General features: G+C 71.2%; 19 protein-coding genes. 14 read left to right on the plus strand and 5 right to left on the minus strand.

Annotated elements, in window-relative coordinates:
* Nucleotides 1-186: 186 nt before the first annotated feature.
* The 11 genes from C4U03_RS32235 (at nucleotide 187) to C4U03_RS32290 (ending at nucleotide 10930) form a co-directional block, all read left to right on the plus strand.
* On the plus strand, nucleotides 187-429 hold the full coding sequence (locus C4U03_RS32235) for a hypothetical protein (protein ID WP_103943336.1): 243 nt from the start codon (nucleotides 187-189) through the stop codon (nucleotides 427-429).
* Between the two features lie 172 nt (nucleotides 430-601).
* Complete coding sequence (locus C4U03_RS32240; protein ID WP_160147168.1) at nucleotides 602-1186, plus strand: RNA polymerase sigma factor; 585 nt, start codon at nucleotides 602-604, stop codon at nucleotides 1184-1186.
* A 92-nt stretch (nucleotides 1187-1278) separates the two neighbouring features.
* Nucleotides 1279-2580, plus strand: coding sequence for a hypothetical protein (locus C4U03_RS40100; protein WP_235018280.1), 1302 nt, complete (start codon nucleotides 1279-1281; stop codon nucleotides 2578-2580).
* A gap of 2 nt (nucleotides 2581-2582) precedes the next feature.
* Nucleotides 2583-3569: a sugar phosphate isomerase/epimerase family protein gene (locus C4U03_RS32255; protein WP_103943341.1), complete on the plus strand. Its 987-nt coding sequence runs from the start codon at nucleotides 2583-2585 to the stop codon at nucleotides 3567-3569.
* 182 nt (nucleotides 3570-3751) lie between these two features.
* Complete coding sequence (locus C4U03_RS32260; RefSeq protein WP_103943343.1) at nucleotides 3752-4279, plus strand: dihydrofolate reductase family protein; 528 nt, start codon at nucleotides 3752-3754, stop codon at nucleotides 4277-4279.
* A gap of 938 nt (nucleotides 4280-5217) precedes the next feature.
* On the plus strand, nucleotides 5218-6798 hold the full coding sequence (locus C4U03_RS32265; RefSeq protein WP_146087597.1) for an ATP-binding protein: 1581 nt from the start codon (nucleotides 5218-5220) through the stop codon (nucleotides 6796-6798).
* On the plus strand, nucleotides 6798-7286 hold the full coding sequence (locus tag C4U03_RS32270; protein WP_160147169.1) for a roadblock/LC7 domain-containing protein: 489 nt from the start codon (nucleotides 6798-6800) through the stop codon (nucleotides 7284-7286). Before C4U03_RS32265 ends, C4U03_RS32270 begins: the two co-directional genes overlap by 1 nt.
* A complete protein-coding gene (locus tag C4U03_RS32275) occupies nucleotides 7283-7684 on the plus strand; it encodes a DUF742 domain-containing protein (protein WP_103943349.1) in 402 nt (133 codons plus the stop codon). Before C4U03_RS32270 ends, C4U03_RS32275 begins: the two co-directional genes overlap by 4 nt.
* Nucleotides 7665-8318, plus strand: coding sequence for a GTP-binding protein (locus C4U03_RS32280; RefSeq protein ID WP_103943350.1), 654 nt, complete (start codon nucleotides 7665-7667; stop codon nucleotides 8316-8318). Before C4U03_RS32275 ends, C4U03_RS32280 begins: the two co-directional genes overlap by 20 nt.
* 26 nt (nucleotides 8319-8344) lie before the next feature.
* Nucleotides 8345-9607 carry a cytochrome P450 gene (locus C4U03_RS32285; RefSeq protein ID WP_235018281.1) on the plus strand — a complete coding sequence of 421 codons (1263 nt, stop codon included), beginning with the start codon at nucleotides 8345-8347 and terminating at the stop codon, nucleotides 9605-9607.
* 66 nt (nucleotides 9608-9673) lie between these two features.
* Nucleotides 9674-10930 (plus strand): cytochrome P450 family protein, encoded by a 1257-nt coding sequence (locus tag C4U03_RS32290; RefSeq protein WP_103943354.1) that lies wholly within the window; start codon nucleotides 9674-9676, stop codon nucleotides 10928-10930.
* Between the two features lie 184 nt (nucleotides 10931-11114).
* Here C4U03_RS32290 and C4U03_RS32295 read toward each other — a convergent pair whose 3' ends face one another.
* Both C4U03_RS32295 and C4U03_RS32300 read right to left on the minus strand, forming a co-directional pair.
* On the minus strand, nucleotides 11115-12215 hold the full coding sequence (locus C4U03_RS32295; RefSeq protein WP_103943355.1) for a winged helix DNA-binding domain-containing protein: 1101 nt from the start codon (nucleotides 12213-12215) through the stop codon (nucleotides 11115-11117).
* Between the two features lie 4 nt (nucleotides 12216-12219).
* The gene (locus C4U03_RS32300) at nucleotides 12220-12645 is read right to left on the minus strand and encodes a VOC family protein (protein WP_103943357.1); all 426 of its coding nucleotides are present in this window, start codon (nucleotides 12643-12645) and stop codon (nucleotides 12220-12222) included.
* Between the two features lie 123 nt (nucleotides 12646-12768).
* Between C4U03_RS32300 and C4U03_RS32305 the strand changes: the two genes are divergently transcribed.
* Together C4U03_RS32305 and ypfJ are read left to right on the plus strand one after the other, a co-directional pair.
* Complete coding sequence (locus C4U03_RS32305) at nucleotides 12769-13782, plus strand: helix-turn-helix transcriptional regulator (RefSeq protein ID WP_103943359.1); 1014 nt, start codon at nucleotides 12769-12771, stop codon at nucleotides 13780-13782.
* A gap of 82 nt (nucleotides 13783-13864) precedes the next feature.
* Entirely contained in the window at nucleotides 13865-14734 is an 870-nt protein-coding gene (gene ypfJ, locus C4U03_RS32310; RefSeq protein WP_103943361.1) for a KPN_02809 family neutral zinc metallopeptidase, read from the plus strand.
* Between the two features lie 42 nt (nucleotides 14735-14776).
* On the opposite strand, the gene C4U03_RS32315 is transcribed toward ypfJ, so the two are convergent.
* Nucleotides 14777-15562, minus strand: a complete 786-nt coding sequence (locus tag C4U03_RS32315; RefSeq protein ID WP_103943363.1) for a TetR/AcrR family transcriptional regulator — start codon at nucleotides 15560-15562, stop codon at nucleotides 14777-14779.
* A 64-nt stretch (nucleotides 15563-15626) separates the two neighbouring features.
* Here C4U03_RS32315 and C4U03_RS32320 point away from each other — a divergent pair, with 64 nt between their 5' ends.
* Entirely contained in the window at nucleotides 15627-17906 is a 2280-nt protein-coding gene (locus C4U03_RS32320; protein WP_103943365.1) for an ATP-binding cassette domain-containing protein, read from the plus strand.
* 79 nt (nucleotides 17907-17985) lie between these two features.
* Here the strand turns inward: C4U03_RS32320 and C4U03_RS32325 are convergent, their stop codons facing one another.
* Both C4U03_RS32325 and C4U03_RS32330 read right to left on the minus strand, forming a co-directional pair.
* Nucleotides 17986-19782 carry a multicopper oxidase family protein gene (locus tag C4U03_RS32325; protein WP_235018282.1) on the minus strand — a complete coding sequence of 599 codons (1797 nt, stop codon included), beginning with the start codon at nucleotides 19780-19782 and terminating at the stop codon, nucleotides 17986-17988.
* 261 nt (nucleotides 19783-20043) lie between these two features.
* Nucleotides 20044-22734, minus strand: coding sequence for an HAD-IC family P-type ATPase (locus C4U03_RS32330; RefSeq protein WP_103943369.1), 2691 nt, complete (start codon nucleotides 22732-22734; stop codon nucleotides 20044-20046).
* Nucleotides 22735-22829 lie beyond the last annotated feature (95 nt).

Raw genomic sequence — 22829 nt, forward strand, 5'->3', positions numbered from 1 at the left:
CCTTGAGCGTCCGCTACGGCTGGACAATCTCCTCGCACACTCCTCGCGAACTCCTCGCGAAGCGGCGGCGCGCCGCCGCCTTGTGCGCATTCACCTTGTGACCTGCGATTTTCACATTTGTGCCGGGTCGGGGGTCTCCCCAGTGACGGTAACCCAGCCGTCCATTCCACGAGGGGGACCCGCGCTTTGACCGCCAACGAAATCGATCAGCCAATCGAGGCCGAGCCCCCGCGGCGGCCCTGTCCGACCTGGGACGCGGGTGCCCCGCTGGTCCTGCTCAACGGGGTGATCGCCGCCATCGCCGCCATCGCCGACGCCTACACGGCCACCCGTTCCGTCGTGGCCACCGCGATCGCCGGTGCCGCGGCCGTGCTGGTCGCCCTGCTGGTCGGCGGGCTGATCGGCGTGTTGATCGGGGGGAGGCGGTGACATGTCCCGGGAAGGGCAGGCCCGCGCTCGCCCTCGGCGAGGGGCCGGAAAACTTTCTCCGGTTCCGGTTTCACACCCGGGCCGCCTCGGCGGTCTCCAGGGAAACGGGCAGGACGGCTCAACCGATCGGAGAGCGCCGGTGGCATCTCGGGAAACGGCCACAGGGGGAGTGGTGACGGCGCCTTCTCCACGGTCTCCGGGTGAGCTGCCCGCCTGGTTCGAGCCGTTCTGCAAAGCCGAGTTCCGGGTGCTGGCCAGGGTGGTGATGGCGGCGGGCGGGACGTTGCAGGAGGCCGAAGACGCCGCTCAGGACACCTTCGTCGAGATGCTGCGCCGTGTCATGGACGGGGAGAGGATCCGTTCCCCTCGTCCGTACGCGCGCAAGTCGGTGCTCAACCGTTTCGCCGACGTCCGCAGGCGCGACAGACGCGGCCACGAACTGGCCGTCAAGGGCGGATACGCGCTCCCGGAAGCCTGGCAGGACCTCCGGCTGGAGGAGTGGGAGGGCCGGCAGTGGGTGGATCAGCTGCTCGCCCACTGCCCACCCGCCCAGCAGAAGGTCATGCGGTGCGTCCTGGACGGGCTCAGCGGCCGGGAGATCGCTGATCTGCTCGGCAAGACCCCGGCCACGGTCCGCAAGAACCACCAGCTCGCCCGCCGGCGCCTCCGACCCCTGGTCGGACAGGAGTACCAGGTCGCCGCACGGGGCGATGCGGGATCGGACGTGTCACAGATCGATCAGAAGGATGCCCGGTGAACGAGTCCCGTCAGACCTCCGACCTGCCCGGCGAGCCCGGACGGGACATCAACCTCCACGAGCCCGTCGACGACCTGGACACCATCGACCACATGATCAGCCGCTACTTCACCCCGGAACGGCTGGAGTGGCAGTGGCGGCAGATCGTCGAGGCCGCCCGTACCCACGGCGCCGGCCGGTCGCGCGGCGACGCCTCGCCCGCCCCCGCATCGCCCCCCGACACTGTCCTTCCCTGCCGCGCCGGGGCATCTCTCGCCCAGAGCCGGGATGTCGGCCGCGCCGCGACCAGCGCCGTGGAGGCCGCGGAATCGCAGGCGATGTCTGCTCGTGACCTGCGGATGGCGAGTCCCGGGGACCGGGAGGAGACCAGGGCCGTGGTCGTGGAACTGCAGGAACTGCTGAGCAGATGCCCTGCCGGGGCGTTGGGCGCGGAAGGTTCGGCGGTGGTCCTGGCAGCGGTGGCCGCGTTGGCGCAGGCTTTGATCACGGATCGGGACGAGCGTGCTGCTTTGCGCCTGATCCGGGCTGCGTTCCCGCATCTGGAGTTCCTGGGCCGCCGCCATCCGGCCGTGTTGGAGGTGCGGCGTGTCCGGGCCGAGGCCCTGTCCGAGCTCGGCCTGTACCGGCGGGCCGAGAAGCTGCTGCGCCGGCTGAGCGAGGACGAAGAGCGGGTGTTCGGCTCTGGTGACCCGCGTACGGCGCTGCTGCTGCTCTGGACGCTCGTCGGCAGCGGCCGGTCGCAGGAGGCCGAGGGGGGATTCCGCTCGCTGGAGGCCCGCCTGGCCCAGCCCCGAGGCACCGTTACACCGATGCTGTGGCATCTCCGGTGCAGATACTCCTGGCTCCTGGGGCAACAGGGATGGGTGAACGAATCGGTGCGGGGCTATGACGACGTCATCATCGACCGGTCCCATGAGCTGGGCGCTGACCACGCCGACGCTCTTGACGCGCGGCATTCCAAGGGGAAGATGCTCGTACTCGCCGAAGAGGGGGCACAGGCGGTCACCCTTCTGCAAGCCCTGGCGGATGACCGCGCGCGTGTCCAGGGGGATCGCCATCCCGACACGCTGGAGACCCTGAAGTACCTTCACCTGGCCCGTGTGCAGATGGAGCCGCGCGACGACCGCGTTCTGCACCACGCGATCAACGACCTCGTGCAGATCTTGCGCATCCAGGATGAAAGACACGGCCCGGTCCATCCCCTGAGCCGTGACACGACCGCATGGCTCCACGGGCTCTTCCGTCTCCAAGAGCGGGCACGTTCCCGCGGGCACATCCCCGACCTGGGGCGGCTCCCGAACACAGGCGAAGGACAGAGCCGGACCATCCCGTTGTCGCGCCGGAGCGGCACATCGCCGGACGCTCGACCGGCTCCCGAACAGGTGGTGAGGTGAGAATGAAGCTCGGCCTCCTGACGGCCGCTCTCGGCCGGATGTCACTGGAACAGGTCGCCGCCTGGACCTGCCAGGCCGGGTACGAGGCGCTGGAGGTGGCGGCCTGGCCGGTCGGCAGCGAGCACATCCATCAGGCGGCTCACCTCGACGTGGCCGGCTTCACCGCCGGCGACGCCGACCGTGTCAGGGACCTGATGGACCGTTACGGCCTGACCATCTCCGCGGTGACCTACTGCGGCAACAACCTGCACGGCGATCCCGCCGAACGCGACCGCATCCACCGGCACCTGCGAGCCTGCGTCGACGCGGCGGCGGCCCTGGGCGTCCGGCATGTCACCACCTTCATCGGCCGGGACATCGACCTGCCGGTGGCCGACAATCTCAAGCAGGCCGAGCGGCACCTGCCCCCGCTGGCCCGGTACGCGGCCGACCGCGGCGTGCGGCTGCTCGCCGAGAACTGCCCGATGGAAGGCTGGCATCCCGACGGCTACCCGGCCAACCTCGCCTACTCGCCCGAGCTGTGGGACTGGATGGCCGGCCTCGGCTTCGGCCTCACCTACGACCCTTCTCACCTGCCCTGGCTCGGCATCGACCCGCTCGATGCCCTTGACCACGCCCTGCAGGCCGGCATCGTCGGGCACGTCCAGGCCAAGGACATCCAGATCGATGAACGGGCACGCACTCGCTACGGAGTCTTCGGCAAGACGGCCGGACGAGCCTCGCCCACCGACGTCGGGTGGTGGCGCTACCGCGTTCCCGGTCGCGGGCAGCTCGACTGGAACCGGATCATCGACGCGCTCTACGCAGCCGGATACGACGGCGACATTGCCGTCGAGCACGAAGACCCCGTATGGGGCGGCACCCTCGACAAGACCCTGCAGGGCATGCGGATCGCCGCGAGCACCCTGCGACCCCTCATCGTCGCCGAGCCGGAAGGGCAGTCACCGCCTTCCACATCGCTCACCGAGCCACCGCGCCCCTCGCCGTAACCTCAGGATTCCGCGATCGATAGGCGGGCGGGCGTTGCTCACGACCGTCCAGCTTCGAGGGCGCCGGGGCGGACAGGTCATCGTGGTGAACCCGCCGCCCGAGGCGGGACCGACTCCGGTGGTGCGATGAGTTTCCGCTCCAGGAGCGGTCTTGCTTGCCGAGGACGACGGAAGGAAGGTCTGTGGCAAAGCTTCTGTACTCGGCGACGATGTCGCTGGACGGCTACATCGCCGGGCCCGGCGGGGACATGTCCTGGCTGACCGAACACCTGGGCACCCCGAACCCGACGGCCGCCCGCCTGGTCACGCGGGTCGGAGCCGTCCTCGCCGGGAACGTCACCTTCGGAGGCGATGACCCCAACAAGGGCACCGACAAGGAGGGCGCGTTCGGCGGCCAGTACCACGGGCCGGTGTTCGTGCTGACCCATCGGCCACCGGCCGAGCCCGTCGCGGGCGTCACGTTCGTCGGCGACCTGCAGACCGCGGTCGCCAAGGCCAAGGCCGCCGCCGGGGACCGCTACGTCAACCTGCTGGGCGCCAACGTCGCCAGGCAGTGCGTCGAAGCGGGGCTTCTTGACGAGGTGCTGGTCTTCATCGCCCCGGTGCTCCTGGGCGACGGAGTGCGCCTGTTCGACAGCCCCGGCGGCAGGCGCGTCCGGCTGGAGCCACTGGCCGACGAGTCCGCGCACTGGTACCGCGTCGTGCGCTGACTTGCCACACATTCGCTTGCAGTGCAACGTCCCGGACCGGCCGGAGCCGGCGCCTTGATCTCGTAGGAGGTCTTCTCGCCGAGGGGCTCCGGTGCATCGCCGCACCGGGGTCCTCAGAACCGTGCGCGCCAACTTATGGCCTGCTGCCCGTCGTCATGCAATACCACGGCTGCCTACTGGTGGCGCAGGACCGCCGGCGAGCCGATCGATGACGCCTGCCGTCATGTGCACAACAGCGTTCGACGGTCAATGCCTCGTAATTCGGCAATGTGTCCGACCATCACGCCCACTGCATTGGCAAGGGGTGCGTGGACGCCTTGTTTTCGGAAGGGGCGAGACGAAGGGATCTCGCTGGGCCGAAGCCGTGACAGTGGCCCATATCACAGGGCCTGGCCGCAAGCGGCCATCGACGGCCGGCCGAAGCCGGCCGTATCAGCGAGAACGCCGATGACCAGCGCCGACGGGCCCGCCAGGGGACGGACTCTTTATCTCGTTATGGCCCCTTCCGCGGGAGAGTGGTTCATGATCTTGATGCTGTCGTCGGAATCACCGCGGCGGGTGACCGGTGGGCTTTCGGCGCCGGAGGCGGGGCCTTCAGAGCGAACGGGAAGACGGTTGGTTTGGACAGTCCATAAGCCCTCCTCCGTGATCCCCAAGCTGCTATTTATGGTCTTGACCGCGATGCGAGCCGCAGACCGGCTTTCCTGTGGAGAGGACTATGAGTTTCGGCCAGTCCCCGGCGTTGCACACCCGGCGTCGTCCACCGACTGCCCCTGGCGAGGCCCGGGGACATGAACCTGGGCGGGCACAGGCCGACCCGGCACGGGCTGCGCCACCGGACCTTTCGCGGATCGTGACGTCCGCGTCCCAGGCGCGTACGGCACAGCCCCCCGCCTGCGGCCCGCGCCGCCTCGTCCCCCAGTCAGGCTTCTCTCGGCATGAAAGTGACCATGGACCTCCCCTCCCCGGCCAGCGCCTCACCCCCGGCAGAGGAATCACCTCCACCGTCCACAAGGCGGCCGCGGCCGACCGGCCTGCTCGCGGCCGGCGGTGTGCTGGCGCTCGCCGCCGCGATGGCGGCCCTGTACCGGCGGGCCGGCTGGGTGGTGCCGGCGGCTTTGGCCCTGATGGCCGTGGCCGCGGTGGGGGGCTGGTGGCTGATACTGCGGCACAACGCGAGGGACGCCCGGCTCAGCGCCGCGATCGGTGACCGCGACGCCCGGTGGCGGGCCTTCCACGAGGAGCGCATGCAGACGGTCGCCGCGGCACTGGACCAGCTCGCCGGGCGGCTGGAAGCGGTGCTGCAAGGACAGCAGGCGCCGCCGCCGGGGGAGACCGGTCTGGAGCCGCAGTTGGCGGACCAGCTCGAACACGTCGTCCGGCTCGTGGCGGCGGAGGCGGAACGGCAGCGCACCCGCGAGCTGAACCGCGTCGATGCCATCACCGGCGCCGTGGTAGCGACGACACAGGACCTGATGGCGGGGGCGCTGCGGGTGCAGGCGGAGGCCGCCGCGATGCAACGGAGGCATTCGGCCGACCCCGACGTGCTGGACACCGGCAACAAGGTCGATCACGCCGCGGCGCAACTGCAGCGGATGGCGCAGGGCCTGGCGGTGCTGTGCGGACGGCATCCGGGTCAGCAATGGCCGGACCTGCCGCTGGTGGAGGCCGTACGGGCGGCGCAGGGACGCATCGTGGCGTTCGAGCGGGTCCACGTCGTCGGCGATCCGCTGCTGGGGATCGCCTCGGTGGCCGCCGAAGCGCTGATCCATCTGCTGGCCGAGCTGCTGGCCAACGCCACCCAGAGCTCCACACCCGCCGACATGGTGGACGTGCGGGTGCGGGGAGTGCGTGACGGCGCGGTGGTGGAGATCGACGACTGCGGGTTGGGCATGGACCCCCACACGCTCATGCTGCAACGCGAGATCGCCTCCGGCCGCCGCCCGGTCGGCCTGGCGGACCTGGGAGCGACCCCGCAACGGGGCCTGGCCGTGGTGGGGGAGTACGCCCGCCGGCATGGATTCGGGGTCGAGCTGCGCGAGTCGATGTTCCGCGGGATCCAGGCGGTGGTGTGGGTGCCCGGCGAGCTGACCGTCACCGTCGACCCGGCCGCCGCCCTGGGCGATCCGGCCCCGGCTCGGCCGCCGTACCCGGACCGTCCGGGGGCAGACGAGCACGGGCCGGTGTTGGAACGAGGCAATCAGGCCCCCGGCGACCCGTCGGCCAGGACATCCGGTCCGGCACGACCTGCCCGCGAGGAGCTGCCGCAACGCCGGGCCCGGCGCCACAGGTCCGCACCGTCCGGTCCCGGACCCGGCCTCCTGCCTCATGCCACCGGGGCCGTTTCGCGGGAGACCCCTGACGAGGCGGCCGAGTGGGCCGGCCGGTACTTCGGGGCGACCGGCGACCTCGACACCGGCGACCTCGACCCCAGCGACCTCGACACCGGCGTCGGCGGCGCCGATGCCGATGCGGATACGGATGCGGATGCCGATTCACCCGAGCACAAGGAGCGATGATGACCGAGATCAGCAGCCGGACGGGCGGGGGCATCGGCAGGGCGCCGGAGGACAACGGCTGGATGCTCGAGGGGCTGGAACTGCCGGGCGTCCGGCACGCCGTGGTGTGCTCCCGCGACGGCCTCCCCCTGGCCTGGTCGGCCTCCACCGAACGCTGGCAGGCCGAGCACCTGTCGGCGGCCTGCGCGGGTTTCGCCCAGCTCGGGGACGGGCTCGCGGCCGCGCTCACCGGCGCCTCGGGCTCCCGGGCCGCCGACGCGCCGGCCGAGGCCGCGGGCGGACAGGCCGTTCCGGTGGAGTCCGTGCAGGAGCAGTTCATGAAGTACCCGGATGCGGTCCTGTTCGTGCGCGGCGCCGCCCACAACACCGTGCTGGCGGTGTGGGCCGACAAGAGCATCGACCCGGCCCTGGTCGCCCGGCAGATGCAAAGGCAGGTCGACTGGATCGGGCGGGGGATGAACGCCCCGGCCCGTACCGGCCGGTCATGACCTCCCCGGGCGGTGCACCCCGCACCGGCGGGACGCCCGGGGAGGCGCCCCGCCAGCCGGTGCGGGCCTATGTGATGACCCGTGGCCGGTCGCAGCCTTCCCGCAACACCCTGCGGCCCGAGACGCTGCTTATCGTCACCGACCCGGACCGGCGGCCGCCGCCGTCGGCCACCCGGGAGGAGCGGGCCTTCCTGGACATCTGCCGGGGGCTGCTGTCGCTGGCCGAGGCCGCCCAGGCCCTGCACCAGCCGATCAGCGTGGCCGCCGTGCTGGCCAGTGACCTCATCGACGCCGGCCACTTGACCGTCCGCGCCCGGCCCGCCGCGCAGCCTGCGTCGCCCTCATCGCCCGACCACCACCTCCTGCGAGCGCTTCTCGATGGTCTCCAACAGCTCTGACACCCACCCGCCCGCCCCGGCGCCCGCTCGCCCGGCCTACATCGACGACACGGTCGAGCAGTCGGTGAAACTGCTGGTCGCCGGATCCCTCGGGGTCGGCAAGACCACCTTCATCTCCCGGCTCAGCGAGATCCCCCCGCTGTGCACCGAGGCCCTCATGACCACCCTCGGTAAGGGCACCGACCGCCTGGACGGGCTGGACCACAAGAGCACCACCACGGTCGCGATGGACTTCGGCCGCATCACCTTGACCCCCCGCAAGGCCCCGCCACTGGCGCTGTACCTGTTCGGCACTCCGGGACAGCAGCGCTTCTGGAACGTGTGGGAGGGGTACGGGCTGGCGGCCGGCGCGGCCGGTGCGCTGGTGCTGGTGGACACCCGGCGCCTGGACGACAGCTTCGAGGTGCTCGACCAGTTGGAGACGCGCGCCCCGCACCTGCCGACCGTCGTGGCGGTGAACCTGTTTCCCGACTCCGCCGACCACGACCTGGGCACGGTGCACAGCAAGCTGGACCTGCCGGCGCACACCCCCGTCACCACATGTGTCGCCATCGATCGGGACTCGGCCAAGCAGGCCCTGATCGCCCTGGTCCGGCATGCCCTCGACCTCACCGCGGAAGGCAGGACCCCATGACCCGCTCGGCCGGCCGCTTGGCGGACATGACCGGACTGACGCCCCTGGCCGACATCACCGCCAGCCGCGACCTGCCCGCCGCCTACGCGCGGCTGCGGCGGCAGTACGGCCAGGTCGCGCCGGTGCTGCTGGAAAAGGGCCGCCAGCGTGAGATCAACGGCTGGCTGCTGCTGGGGCACCGGGAGATCCTGGACGTCGTACAGGACGAACGGCGCTTCGCCCGCGACCCGAACCACTGGCGCGACTACGCCCAGGGTCTCGTCGACCCGGACTCCGGGCTGGGGCCGATGATGTTCCCCCGCGACAACGCCTACTTCGCCGACGGGGACACCCACCGGCGGCTGCGCGCCCCCCTCGACGAGGGTCTGCGCGAGCTGGACCAGCACGCGATGCAGCGGCGGATCCGTGCCATCTGCACCGAGCTGACCCGCGGTTTCGTCGGCCGCGGGCACGCCGACCTGATCGCCGAGTACGCCTCCTACATCCCGATGCTGACCGTGGCCGGCACCATGTTCGGCATCGACCTCGACCACGGCCGCCGGCTCCGCGACGGCCTGCTGGCGCTGTTCGGCTCCGGCACCGACTCCCAGGACGGCTACCGGGACGTCCAGCAGATCCTGGGGGAGGTCCTGCACGCCCGCAAAGCCGCACCCGCGGGTGACCTGACCACCGCGTTCCTGCACCACCCCAACCTGCGCAACGACACCGAGGTCATGCAGGAGATGCTGTTGATGATCTCCGCGGGCTATGAGACCACTGCCATCTGGATCGCCCGGACGCTGCTGTTGATGCTCGGTGATCCCCGCTTTTCGGGCAACATCCGCGGCGGCACCCTCGGCGTCAACGAGGCCCTCGACGAAGTGCTGAGACTCGATCCGCCCATGACGCACATGCCCGCCCGGTTCCCGCTGGCCGACTGCCAGATCGACGGCCGGCGGATCGAACGGGGGGACGCGTTGATCCTCGGCCTGGCCGCCGCCGGCTTCGACCCCCGCATCCATACCGGTGACTGGTGGCAGGAGATCGACAACCGCTCCCACCTGGGTTTCAGCGCCGGATCCCACACCTGCCCCGCCAAGATCCCGGCCCGGCTGATCACCCGGGTCGCCGTCGAGACCGCGCTGCACGAACTCCCCGGCGTCACCCTGGCCGACCCGCAGGCGCCGGTGCCGCTGATCCCCTCGCCCTGGACCCGCCACCCCGCCCACCTGCACGTCGTCTTCCCGGCCGCCGACCGGCTCCGGACTGCCGCCGTACCGCCCGGGCCACCTGCGACGGCCGTCCCCTGATCCGGGCCTGGCCGCCACCACGTTCAGCACCGTCCCCTCCCGTCCGCGCATCCCTGGAGAAGCCCGATGACCCTCGACCAGGCCGACGTCCCCCTCGTCCGCCTCGACCCCACCGGCGCCGACCACCACGGCGAGGTCGCCCGGCTGCGCGCCGCCGGGCCGGTGGCGCGGGTGCTGTTGCCCGGCGACATCCCGGCGTTCGCCGTCACCACCCATGACCTGGCCGTCCGCGTGCTGCAGGACCGGACGCTCAGCAAGGACTGGCGGCACTGGACGGCGGCCGTCGACGGGCGGCTCGCCGACGACAACCCGATGGTGGGGATGGTCAAGGTGCCGCCCAACATGGTGGTCGCCGACGGCGCCGAGCATCAGCGGCTGCGGCGTCCGGTCATCCAGACCTTCACCCACCGCCGTGTGCAGGACCTGACCGGCCGCATCCGGCAGATCGTGACCACCACCCTGGCACGGCTGCCCGACCACGCCGACCAGTCCGACGTGGTGGACCTGCGCCGGGACCTGGCGGTGGAGGTACCGGTCCAGGTCATCTGCGAACTCCTCGGTGTGCCCGGCGAACTGCGGCCACGGCTGCGGCATCTGGTCGACAGCATCTTCCGCACCGACACCACCCCGCAGCAGGTCGCCGCCACCCAGGCCGAGATCCCGCACTTCCTGGCCGAACTGGTCGCCTGGCGGACCCGCGAGCCGGGTGACGACCTGACCAGTGCCATGATCGCCGACCGTGCCCGGGGCGACAGCTCGCTGTCGGAGGGCGAACTGGCCGGAACGCTGTGGGTGCTGCTGACCGCCGGCCACGAGACCACCGTCGGCCTGATCGGCAACGCCGTCCACGCCCTGCTGGCCCACCCCGACCAGCTCGCCCTCGCCCTCGCCGCCGAGGATCCGGCCGTCTGGAAGTCGGTGGTGGAGGAGACGCTGCGCTGGGACCCGCCGATCACCAACTTCATCGGCCGCTACCCCCGCCAGGACCTCGACCTCGACGGCGTCACCGTCCCGGCGGGAGAGGCCATCCTCATCTCCTACGCCGCCGCCAACCGCGACCCCGTCCAGCACGGCCCCGACGCCGACCGCTTCGACATCACCCGCACCCCCCAGGCCAAGCATCTGGCCTTCGGCGACGGCCCGCACGTGTGCGTGGGCCCGCACCTGGCCCGCCTGGAAGCCGAGATCACCCTGCACCAGCTGTTCCGCGACCGCCCCGCCCTCAAGCCGGCCGAAGACCTGGCCACGCTGCCGCGCATCCCATCACTGTTCACCCGCGCCTGGGCCGTGTTGCCCACCCGACTGGGCGACGTCTCCTCGTAGCCCGTCGCTCGGCCGCACCCTTGTTCCTGTCCAATGGAGTCGGACGACCCAAGGGTGCGGTCCAGGGAGCCGCAGCGCCCTGTCGCTGCGGCTCCCGCCTGCTTGGGAAGGTGTCCCCGCCGCGGAGAGGCCCACGTGAGGGCCTCTCCGCGGCGGCCCGCCACCAGGCCCGCGTCCGGGCCGCTCATTGAGGAGAGGTGGCGATCCGTACGCGGTCGCTGTCGTCGTCGGACAGGAACGACGCCAGCGCCCGCCCCTGCTCGGCCACGGCGGTGCAGTCGGCTCGGGAGAAGCGACGCAGCGGGGTGACGACCACGGTGCCGGCCTGGACGATCCAGGTCGCGGAAACCCGGCCCTCGACCAGGACGACGCGGGCGCCGGCGACCGACAGGCCACGGTGGGCGTCGTCGATGATCCGGCTGCGGTCGTGGTAGCCGAGGATCGCGTTGTCGAACGCCGGCAGGAACCGTACCGGGGCGGGTGTGTCGGGGTCGGGGCGCGGCGCGTCGGGAAGGTCCAGCAGCTCCCGGCCCCGCTCGTCGCGGAAGGTGACCAGCTCCTGGCGTATCGCGGTCACCGCGGCGGGCAGCCCGGCCAGGCCGCACCAGGCGCGCAGGTCGGCCGTGGCGGCGGGGCCGAACGCGGCCAGATAGCGGCGTACCAGCGCCTGACCGACTGGATCGGAGCCGTCCGGGGACGGTGGGTCGATCTCGCGCCCCAGCCACGAGGACAGCAGCATGTTGCGCACTCCCGCCCTTGTGCGCCACAGCCCGCGCGGCGGCAGCTGCACCATCGGGAGGAGGGCGGCGATCAGCATCTCGCCCAGCGCCCGCGGCTCCGACGTCGGCCAGCGTTCGGTCAGCGCCCGCGCGAGTTCGGCCATCGAGCGGGGCCGGCCGTCGGCCATCACCGCCCGGCCCGCCGCCGCGAGCTCGTCGAGGTCTATCCCGGCGAGTTCGTGGCGGTAGGTCCCCAGGACCCGTTGACGCAGCATGGCGTCGTGGCGGGCCCGCCAGGCCAGGACGTCGTCGGCGGTGAGGAGGTGGACGGTGCGGCGCATGAGATGGGTCCGCACCACGCTCCGCCCGACGAGCAGGTCCGAGAGCACCGCCGGGTCGAATGCGCGCAGCCGCGACCAGAGCCCGACGAACGGTTCCTGCGGTTCCTGCGCCTGCAGGCCGCACAGGTGCGCGATGGCGTCGCGGACCGGCATGTCCGCGCGATCGAGCAGCAACTGCCGGGCGAGCGTCGCGCGGTTGAGCGCCTGGATGCTGAGAACGGTCATCGGCTCACGCCGCGGAGTACTCGCTGACGACGTCCACGACCCAGGTGACGCCGAACCGGTCCTTCAGCATCCCGTACAGGGGCGCCCACTGCGCGGGCCCCAGCGGCTGCAGGACGGTCGCGCCGTCGCTGAGCCTCTCCCAGTACGAGGTGACCTCCTCGGCCGCTTCGCCGCGGAGCGAGACGAAGAACGCGTTCTCTCCCTGGCTCCACGGCGTGCGCGAGGGCACGTCGTAGGCCATCACGCGGAAACCGCTGGCAGCGGTCACCTGGCCCCACATCACCTGGTCGGCCTCGGACGGATCCTGGACGTTCCCGGCATCCTTGTAGGTGACCATGACCACGTCCCCGCCGAACACGGACTGGTAGAACGTGAGCGCCGCGCGGGCGTCGCCCCGGAAGTTCAGGTGGGTCACGGCGTTGATGGACATGCTGGCTCCTTTGATGACCATGAGGTGATGACCACGAGGGCCGGCTCGTGCGGCCCTGCTTGGTAGCCACAGTCGCAGGGGAAGCGGCCAGGGAGTGGCCGCTTCTCGGGGCACTATGGGCTCATGCCGAAGACTTCAGCACGGCTGCTGGCGTTGCTCTCGTTGCTCCAGACGCGCCGGGACTGGCCGGGGGCGCTGCTGGCCGAGCGGCTGGAGGTCAGCCCGCGCACTGTGCGCCGTGATGTCGAGCGCCTGCGCGAGCTCGGCTATCCCATCGTGGCCTGCAAAGGGCCCGACGGCGGGTACCGGCTTGCGGCCGGCACTCGGCTGCCCCCGTTGCTGTTCGACGATGAGCAGGCCGTCGCCCTGGCCATCGCACTCCAGATCGCCACCACCGCCGGTGCCGGCATCGAGGAGGCCGCGGCGCGCGCGTTGCACACCGTCCGGCAGGTCATGCCCGCACGGCTGCGCAGCCGGATCGACACCCTCCAGGTCACCGTCGTCGAGCGGCCCGAGGCCCGGCCGGCCCCGCAGGCCGACGGCAGCGTGCTCATGGCGCTCAGCGCCGCCGTCCACGCCCGTGAGGTGTTGCGTTTCGACTACACCCCCGCATACCTGCCACAGACGGACGACGACGCGCCGCGCCCACCGCGCCGGGTGCAGCCCCATCACCTCCTCACCTGGGGCGGGCGCTGGTATCTCGTCGCCTGGGACCTCGACCGCGAGGACTGGCGGATCTTCCGTGCCGACCGGATCGTCCCGCGCACTCCCACAGGGCCCCGCTTCACCCCGCGCGAGCTGCCCGGCGGTGAGGTGGCCGCCTTTGTGGTCGGCAGGTTCCGGGGCTCCGACGGCTCCGGCGACTGGCCCTGTCGCGGTGAGGTGATCCTCGACCTGCCCGCGGCCGTCGTGTCCGGCCACACTCGCGACGGAGTCGTCGAGGAACTCGGCCCGAACCGCTGCCGGCTCGTCCTGGGCTCGTGGTCATGGCCCAGTCTGGCCGCCGCCATCGGCAGGTTCGACGCCGACATCGAGGTCGTCGGCCCGGCCGAGCTCAAACATGCCTTCGCGCGCCTGGCCCGCCGCTATGCCGACGCCGCAACGGGCGCGCCCGCCACACCGCCCCCGACCTCATGAGCCGGGCCACCCCCGCGGCCCGGTGATTAGAGAACGAGCCGGAGGGAACACGCCGTTCGGCAAGGGCCGTAGGGAGTGCCGGATGGATTTCGAAGACAACGCACGGCTTGACGCGTCACAGGTCGAGGACGCCCGTGGAGGCGGTTTTCCCGGTGGGGGACTCGTCATCGGCGGTGGCGCCGTCGGCATCATCGGGTTGGTGCTGACCCTGTTGTTCGGTGTGGACATCACCGGCGGCGGGGGCGGCGGGCCACAGCGGCAGGCGCAGCCCGCCGGCAACCTGAGCGCGCAGTGCCGTACGGGCAGCGACGCGGACCAGTCCGAGGACTGCCGGGTCGTCGGCGTGGTCAACAGCATCCAGCGGTACTGGAGCGAGGTCTTCGAGCGCAACGGCCGGGACTACGTTCCCGCGCGGACCCGGTTGTTCAGCCAGGCCACCCAGACGGCGTGCGGCTACGCGACGTCCGACGTGGGGCCGTTCTACTGCCCGGCGGACCAGAGGGTCTACCTGGACCTGACCTTCTTCGGCCGGCTCCAGCGGGACTTCGGCGCCGAGGGCGGCCCGTTCGCGCAGGCGTACGTCATCGCCCACGAGTACGGGCACCACGTGCAGAACCTGCTCGGCACCATGGCCAGGGCCCAGGCCGACCCCAAGGGCGCCACCAGCGGCTCCGTACGGCTGGAGCTCCAGGCCGACTGCCACGCCGGCGTCTGGGCCAAGCACGCGGTGGACACCGGCTTCTACAGCAAGCCGTTCAGCGACACCGACATCCAGGAGGCGATCAGCGCCGCCGAGGCCGTCGGCGACGACCGCATCCAGGAGCGCGCCCAGGGTCGCGTCGACCCCGACTCGTTCACCCACGGCACGTCGGCGCAGCGGCACAGGTGGTTCTCCACCGGCTACCGGACCGGCGACCCGGGCGCCTGCGACACCTTCTCAGGCTCCATCTGACCTCATGGTCATGAGGCCGGACGGCATCTCGGCGGCACCGCCTCAGGACCGGGGGGCGATGGTCGCCTCGATTCCGTCCAGCAGGAAGCCGAGCCCGGCCTCGAACGTCTCCCGGGCCTCCTGCTCCAGGTAGGGGACGCTTTCGTCCTCGTTGCGGAACGCCTCCTGGCCGGCCATCCAGCTCAGCGTCGGGAACCGCTCGTCGAAGTCGGGGGCGAGTTCCTCCAGCAGGGCCGAGCGGGTGTACCACCATTCGTCTTCGCCGACGCCGGTCGTTGCCGTGGCCTGCCGGGTCTCCGCGACCGCCTGGGCCGAACCGCGCACGAAGCACGACAGCGTCCCGGCCAGGCGCCACAGCGTCCGGGCCGGCACACCGGTCGGGCGCAGCACGCGCAGCAGCGACTCAAGCATCGTGTGCTCACCGGGGCCCAGCACCGGGCGCGCCTGCGACACCTGCAGCAGCCACGGATGGCGCAGGTAGCAGACCCACAGGTCGTTCGCCCAGGCGGTCACCGCGGGCCGCCACCCCGCCGACAGGTCATAGTCGGCGGGCAGTTCGGCCAGGACGCGGTCGGACATCAAGTCGATCAGCTCGCCTTTGCCGGGCACGTACGTGTAAAGGGCCATGGCCGTCCGGCCGAGCCGTTCGCCGACCGCGCGCATGGACAGGGCGGCAATGCCGGCGGTGTCGGCGACGGCGATGGCCGCGTCCACGATCTCCGCCACGCTGAGCGCGGGCTTGGGCCCCGGACGGGTGCGCTCCGGCTCCGCCCGCCACAGCAGGCTCATCGAACGGCGTGGATCGCCCTGCCCGGCGAAAACGACCACAGGCCAACTCCTTATGGCGTAAACTAATCAACTCTTTATGTCCTAAGGATATCGGAGCCGCAGCATGACCCCCCAGCAGACCGGACGGCATCCCGCCGACGCCCACGACGTCATCGAGGTCCGCGGAGCCAGGGAGAACAACCTGGCCGACATCGATGTGGACCTCCCCAAACGCCGGCTCACCGTGTTCACCGGAGTGTCGGGGTCGGGCAAGTCCTCCCTGGTCTTCGGGACCATCGCGGCGGAGTCACGGCGGCTGATCGACGAGACCTACACCGCGTTCGTCCAGTCGTTCATGCCCGGCCTCGGTCGGCCGGAGGTGGACGCGCTGCGCAACCTGAGCGCGGCGATCATCGTCGACCAGGAGCGGATGGGCGCCAACTCCCGCTCCACGGTCGGCACCGCGACCGACGCTCATACGATGCTGCGCATCATCTTCAGCCGGCTCGGCACCCCGCACGTGGGCACCTCGACCGCCTTCAGCTTCAACAGCGCCGAGGGCATGTGCCCGCGGTGCGAGGGGCTCGGCAAGGTGGCCGATATCGACATCGACCAGTTCGTGGACCGAGAGCTGTCACTGAACGAGGGCGCGATCACCGTCCCCAACTTCGCCGTGGGCTCGTGGTACTGGAAGAGCCTGGCCGACTCCGGCTTCGTCGACCCCGACGTCAAGCTCAGGGACTACACCGACCAGCAGTGGCAGGACTTCCTCCACAAGCCCGCCACCAAGATGAAGCTGGCCGGCATGAACACCACCTACGAAGGCCTCGTGGTCAAGGTGCGGCGGCTGTTCCTGTCCAAGGACCGCGAGTCCATGCAGCCCCACATCCGGGCGTTCGTGGACCGGGCCGTGGTGTTCGCCGCCTGCCCGGACTGCGGCGGCGCCCGGCTGAACCCGGCCGCGCTGGCCGCCCGGGTCAACGGCCACAACATCGCCGAGTGCGCGGCCATGCAGATCAGCGACCTGGCCAAGTTCGTCCGCGGTATCGACGACCCGCAGGTGGCGCCGCTGGTGGCCACCCTGAGCACCACCCTGGACTCGCTGGTCGAGATCGGGCTGGGCTACCTGAGCCTGGACCGCGAGTCCGGCACCCTGTCCGGCGGCGAGGCGCAGCGGGTGAAGATGGTCCGGCATCTGGGCTCCAGCCTGACCGACGTCACCTACGTCTTCGACGAGCCGACCGCCGGGCTGCACCCGCACGACATCCAGCGGATGAACGACCTGCTGCTGCGGCTGCGCGACAAGGGCAACACGGTCCTGGTCGTCGAGCACAAACCCGAGACGATCGCGATCGCCGACCACGTGGTCGACCTGGGGCCGGGCGCCGGCACGGCCGGCGGGCACATCTGTTACACCGGCGACGTCGCGGGACTGCGCGGCTCGGACACCCTCACCGGACGGCACCTGGACCACCGGGCCGGGCTGCGTCCCCGGGTGCGCCCGCACCGCGGGCAACTGCCGATCAAGGACGCCGACCGGCACAACCTCCGCAACGTCAGCGTCGACGTCCCACTCGGCGTGCTGACGGTGGTCACCGGCGTCGCCGGATCCGGCAAGAGCTCACTGATCCACGGCTCGCTGACCGGCCGGGACGGCGTGGTGGTGGTCGACCAGTCGCCGATCCGCGGCTCCCGCCGCAGCAACCCGGCCACCTACACCGGGCTGCTGGACCCGATCCGGACCGCCTTCGCCAAGGCCAACGGGGTCAAGGCCGCGTTGTTCAGCGCCAATTCGGAGGGCGCCTGCCCCGGCTGCCGGGGCATCGGCCTGGTCTACACCGACCTGGCGATGATGGCCGGGGTCGCCTCCGTCTGCGAGCAGTGCGAGGGCCGGCGGTTCACCCCGCAGGTGCTGACGTACAAGCTGCGCGGCAAGGACATCAGCCAGGTGCTGGCCATGCCGGTGGACGAGGCCCGCGGGTTCTTCACCGAACGCCAGGCCCGCGACATCCTCGACCGGCTGTACGACGTGGGCCTGGGCTACCTCAGCCTGGGCCAGCCGCTGACCACGCTGTCCGGCGGTGAGCGCCAGCGCCTCAAGCTGGCCATCCGGATGGCCGACAAGGGCACCACCTACATCCTGGACGAACCGACCACCGGCCTGCACCTGGCCGACGTGGACCAGCTTCTGGCCCTGCTGGACCGGCTCGTCGACGACGGCAACACCGTGATCGTCATCGAGCACCACCAGGCGGTGATGGCCCACGCCGACTGGATCATCGACCTGGGCCCGGGCGCCGGTCACGACGGCGGCCGGATCGTCTTCACCGGCACCCCCCACGACCTCGTCGCCCACGGCGACACCCTGACCGCCCGGCACCTGCGCACCTACCTGGCCCACTGACGGTCCGCGCCCCGGCCGCCCGGCCGGGGCACCCTGCTCCCCGAGGATCAGGCCGGCGGCGCCGCCCTCGTGATCGGGTTCACGAGGGGACGACGCGGTAGGGGCGCATCATCTCGTTGTCCTCGTGTTCGAGGATGTGGCAGTGCCACAGGTACCGGCCCGCCTGCCCGAACGTCATCTCGACCCTGGTGATGTCGTTCGGGTAGGCGATCACGGTGTCCTTGAAGCCGTTCTCACCCGGTTCGGGCGGCCGGGTGGTCTGTCCGGCTCGCTGCCGCCCGACGACCTGGAACTGCACCTCGTGAATGTGGATGGGGTGGGCGTCCTTCGTGGTGTTGCGGATCTCCCAGATCTCGGTCGCCTTCAGCTTCGGATCCTCGGTGACGGGGTCGCCCCATCGCAGCGGGACCGGCTTTCCGTTCTGGTCCAGCGTGCCGAGCAGCGCTGCGCTGGGTCCGACGCCCGATAGGCGGGCCGACATCTCCTCGTTCAAGGAGACCTGTCGCGTGCGGGTCGCCGCACCCAGCGGCGTGAACGCGGGGAGCGTGAGACTCCCGGGCGATGTCGTGGTGTCCGCCGTGCGGAGGGGGCCGACCACGAACTTCATGACCTGCCCGCTGGTCTTCGGGTCGGCCGGCGCGAAGTCCCGGCCCGCCGTTCCGCCGCGGAACGGGGCGTCGGGCCCCTCGTTGATGAGGTACAGCTCGGTCCCCACCGGTACCGCGCCGAAGTCGACGATGACGTCGGCGCGTTCGGCCGGCGCGGCGAGCACCTGGTCGCGCTGGACGGGGTCCGGCAGGAAACCGCCGTCGCTGCCGAGCTGCCAGAAGGCGAGCGCCGGAGCGGCCGGTCTGCGGGCCGCCGGATCGGCGACGATCTTCAGGACCAGGAAGCGGGAGTTGCAGCCGTTGAGGAACCGGAACCGGTAGCGGCGCGGCTCGACGTGCAGGACCGGCCAGGTCCTGCCGTTGGTCACCATCACTTTGCCGAAGAACTCCGGATTCCAGATCGGCGGGATGTCGCTGCGGGGGATGTACGGCCCCTTGAACCCGTCGAAGAACGTGCGGCCCGCCGGGTAGAAGAGGCTTCCGTCGGTCTTGAACGACCGGTCCTGGATGAGGATGGGAATCTCGTAGTACCTCTTCCCGGGAGGGTCGCCGGGCCTTGGCGCGGGCCCGGGAAGCACCCCGTCCGGGAAGTCCGCGGGACCCCCGCGCAGCAGGTAGAAGCCCGCCATGCCGGCGTAGACGTTCAACCGGGTGATGCCGAGCGCGTGGTCGTGGTACCACATCGTCGTCGCCCGGTCGCCGTTGGCGTACTGGAACACGGCGTCCCCCCGCCCCCAGTGCTCGCCGAACCGCTTTTCGAATATGTTCTTGAACTCGTCGTAGAAGGACCCTGCAACGGCGTGCTGCCGTGGGACGTCGAGTGCGTCGGGCAGATACCACGCCTCTGCGTACCCGTCGCTTTCCTCCGTGTTGTGGCCGCCGTGCAGGTGGGTCACGATGGGGACCGGGCCCGTATAAGGGCCGGGCGTGGAGGTGAACATGGGGCACATGTCCCTGCCCGATGCCCCGCCCGGGGGATTCGCCCAGTGCAGCGTGGGGTCCACGGGCAGCAGATGCGGCAGGTACCTGCCCCTTCGATCGAGCAGTTGATTCACCCACCTCACGCGCACCGGCCAGCCGTGTTCGGCTTCGATGGTGCGGGCGGGATAACCGAAGGTGCCCCGATCCGTGACGGCTCCGTAGCCCCAGACGGTCGTGGCCGGCAGGCCGGGAGGGAGGACCTGCTGCCGGAACTGCCGGACGCCGATCGTGTAGTGGTCGACGTCCTTGTCCCGGCCGTCCCTCGGCATGACGGACGGAACGACCAACTCGGTGACGTACTTCCTTATCCTCGCCGGATCCAGGATCCCCTCCGCCGGCACCGCCCGGAGCCGCGGAGTCGCCTCGGTGAACAGAAAGGCCCCCGCCCCGCATACGGCCCAATTCTTTATGAAGTCCCGTCTCGAAATCATCTGGTCCTCCGCATGCGAGCCCGGTCCGGCCGGACGGACGGAAACGACCCTGGGGGGAGCCACATCGCATACCGGAGACGCTATGTCACCGCGCAGCCCACGATCGGCAAACGAACGTCATGGGAGAGTAGGTCTTCTTGTGCGTGAAACCGCGCCGGTCGAATCGCGGTACGCCGCCTTGAACAGTTCGACCAGCACGTAGGAGATCAACGCCACGGCGATTGCCCGGAGCCAGGCGGTGCCGCCGAGCGGGGCCGAGCCGAACACCTCATGCATCACCGGGGCGTACGTGTAGCAGAGCTGCACGCCGATCAGCGCGACCGCGCCGACGGCCACCCACGGGTTGCGTCGGACACCGCGCAGCAGTATCGGCCTGTCCAGGGACAGGCAGTTGAACATGTACGTCATCAGCGTCAGCGCGAAGACGTTCACCACCACCGTCCTGGCCACCGCCTCGGAGGCGACGCCGTGCTCGTAGTGGAACAGCCCGTACGCGCCCGCCAGCAGGATCGCCGAGACCAGCAGGATCTGCGCCGCCCGCATCCGGGTGATCAGCGGCAGGGACGGGTCGCGGGGCGGGCGGCGCATGATGTCGGGGTCGCGGGGCTCGACGGCGAACGGCAGGCCGAGGATCAGCACCGCGGTCATGTTCAGCCACAGCACCTGGACCGGCAGGATCGGCAGTTGCCCGCCGGTGACGACGGCCGCCATCAGGAGCAGGCCGAGCCCGACGTTGGCCGGCAGCGCCCACACGATGAACTTGACCAGGTTGTCGAAGACGCCGCGGCCCTCCTCGACGGCCGCCTCGATGGAGGCGAAGTCGTCGTCGGTCAGGATCATGTCGGCCGCCTCCTTGGCGACCTCGGTGCCGGAGCGGCCCATGGCCACGCCGATGTCGGCCTGCTTGAGGGCCGGCGCGTCGTTGACCCCGTCGCCGGTCATCGCCACCACGTGGGAGCGGCTCTGCAGGGCCTTGACCAGCCGGAGCTTCTGTTCCGGTGAGACGCGGGCGAACACCTCGGCGCGCTCGGCCGCGGCCGGGAGCTCCTCGTCGCCGGTGGCGGCCAGCTCCGCGCCGGTCATGACCCGCAGGGGTTCGGGGCCGCCCAGGCCGATCCGCTCCCCGATGGCCCGCGCGGTCGCCGCATGGTCGCCTGTGATCATCTTGACCTGGATCCCGGCGGTCCGGCAGGCGCGCACGGCGTCGGCGGCGGCCTGGCGGGGCGGGTCGTGCATGGCCTGCAGTCCCAGGAAGGTCAGGGCGGGCGGCTCCGCATCGAACCGGGCGGTGCCGGGATCCAGCTCGGCCCGGGCGAAGGCGAGCACCCGCAACCCCTGCTCAGCGAGCCCCTCGGCCAGGGCGGTGAGCTCGCCGTGGTCGATCGGCTCCCGGCCGCCGTCACCGGTGAGCCGGTCGCCGCACATCCGCAACACGCGTTCCATCGAGCCCTTGACGTAGACGGTGCCGTCGGCGTGCAGGGTGGCCATGTACTGCCGTTCGGAGGTGAACGTGATCGTGTCGACCCGTTCGGGGACGGTGTCGATCCCGGCCTTGGCGGCGCTGGCGACCAGGGCCGCCTCCGTGGGGTCGCCGACGGGGCCCCAGCGGTCGCCCTCCCGTACGATCTGGGCGTCGTTGCAGGCCAGCCCGGCGGTCAGGCACGCGTGGAGCACCGGGTGGTCGCCGGGGCGGGCCGGTCCTCCGGCGTGGGCGATCGAGCCTTCGGGCGCGTACCCGGTGCCGGTGACCTCGTAGACGCGGCCGTCGGCGGCCACCTGGGTGACGGTCATCTCGTTGTGGGTGAGGGTGCCGGTCTTGTCGGTGCAGATCACCGTGGTGCTGCCGAGCGTCTCCACGGCGGGCAGCCTGCGGACGATGGAGTGGCGCCGCACCATCCGGGCCACGCCCAGCGCCAGCGTGACGGTCACCACGGCCGGCAGCCCCTCGGGGATCGCCCCGACCGCCAGCGCGACCGCGGCGGTCAGCATCTCGGCGACCGGCCGCCCCCGCAGCACCCCGATCAGGAAGGTCAGCGCGGCCAGCGCCAGGATCGCCACGGTCACCACCCGGCCGAACCGGGCGATCTTGCGGGTCAGCGGGGTCTGCACGCCCGCCGTCCGCCCGACCAGCCGGTGGATCAGACCCAGCTCGGTCCGCCCGCCCACCGCGACGACGATCCCGCTGCCCTGCCCGGCGGTGGCGAACGTCCCCGAGTAGGCCATGTTGCGGCGGTCGGCCAGCCCCACCTCTTCCAGCGGCGCCGGATCCTTGGCGACCGGGGCCGACTCGCCGGTCAGCGCCGACTCGTCCACCCGCAGCTCCGACACGGCCACCAGCCGCAGGTCGGCGGGCACTTTGTCGCCTGCCTCCACCACCACCAGATCGCCCACGACGATGTCGGCGGAGGGCACCCGGAGGCGGCGGCCGTCCCGGACCACCGTGGCCGACGTCCGGGCCATCGCCGCCAGCGCGGCCAGCGCCTGCTCGGCCCGTGACTCCTGCGCGAAGCCGACGACGGCGTTCGCCAGGACGACACCGAGGATCACCACCGCGTCGACGTGCTCCCCGAGCAGCGCCGTCACCAGCGCCGACACCAGCAGCACGTAGATCAGCGGATTGTGGAACTGCAGCAGGAACCGCAGCAGCGGCCCGCGCCGCCGGGCGGCGGGCAGCTCGTTGGGCCCCAGCCGGGCCAGCCGGTCGGCGGCCTGCGCGTCGCCCAGCCCCCGCTCGGCGTCACCGCCCAGTTCCTCGACGATCTCGGCGGCCGCCCGCCGGTACGGGGCGTCGGATCTCGGTGCGATCATGCTCACCGTCCGAGCCTTACCCAGGATCACCGTCCAATGCAGAGACCAAAGACCCTGAAGCGGTGTGAGTCCTGCCCGGCCACCGTGCCGGTGGT

The organism is Thermomonospora echinospora (assembly GCF_900108175.1).
Lineage (GTDB): Bacteria > Actinomycetota > Actinomycetes > Streptosporangiales > Streptosporangiaceae > Thermomonospora > Thermomonospora echinospora.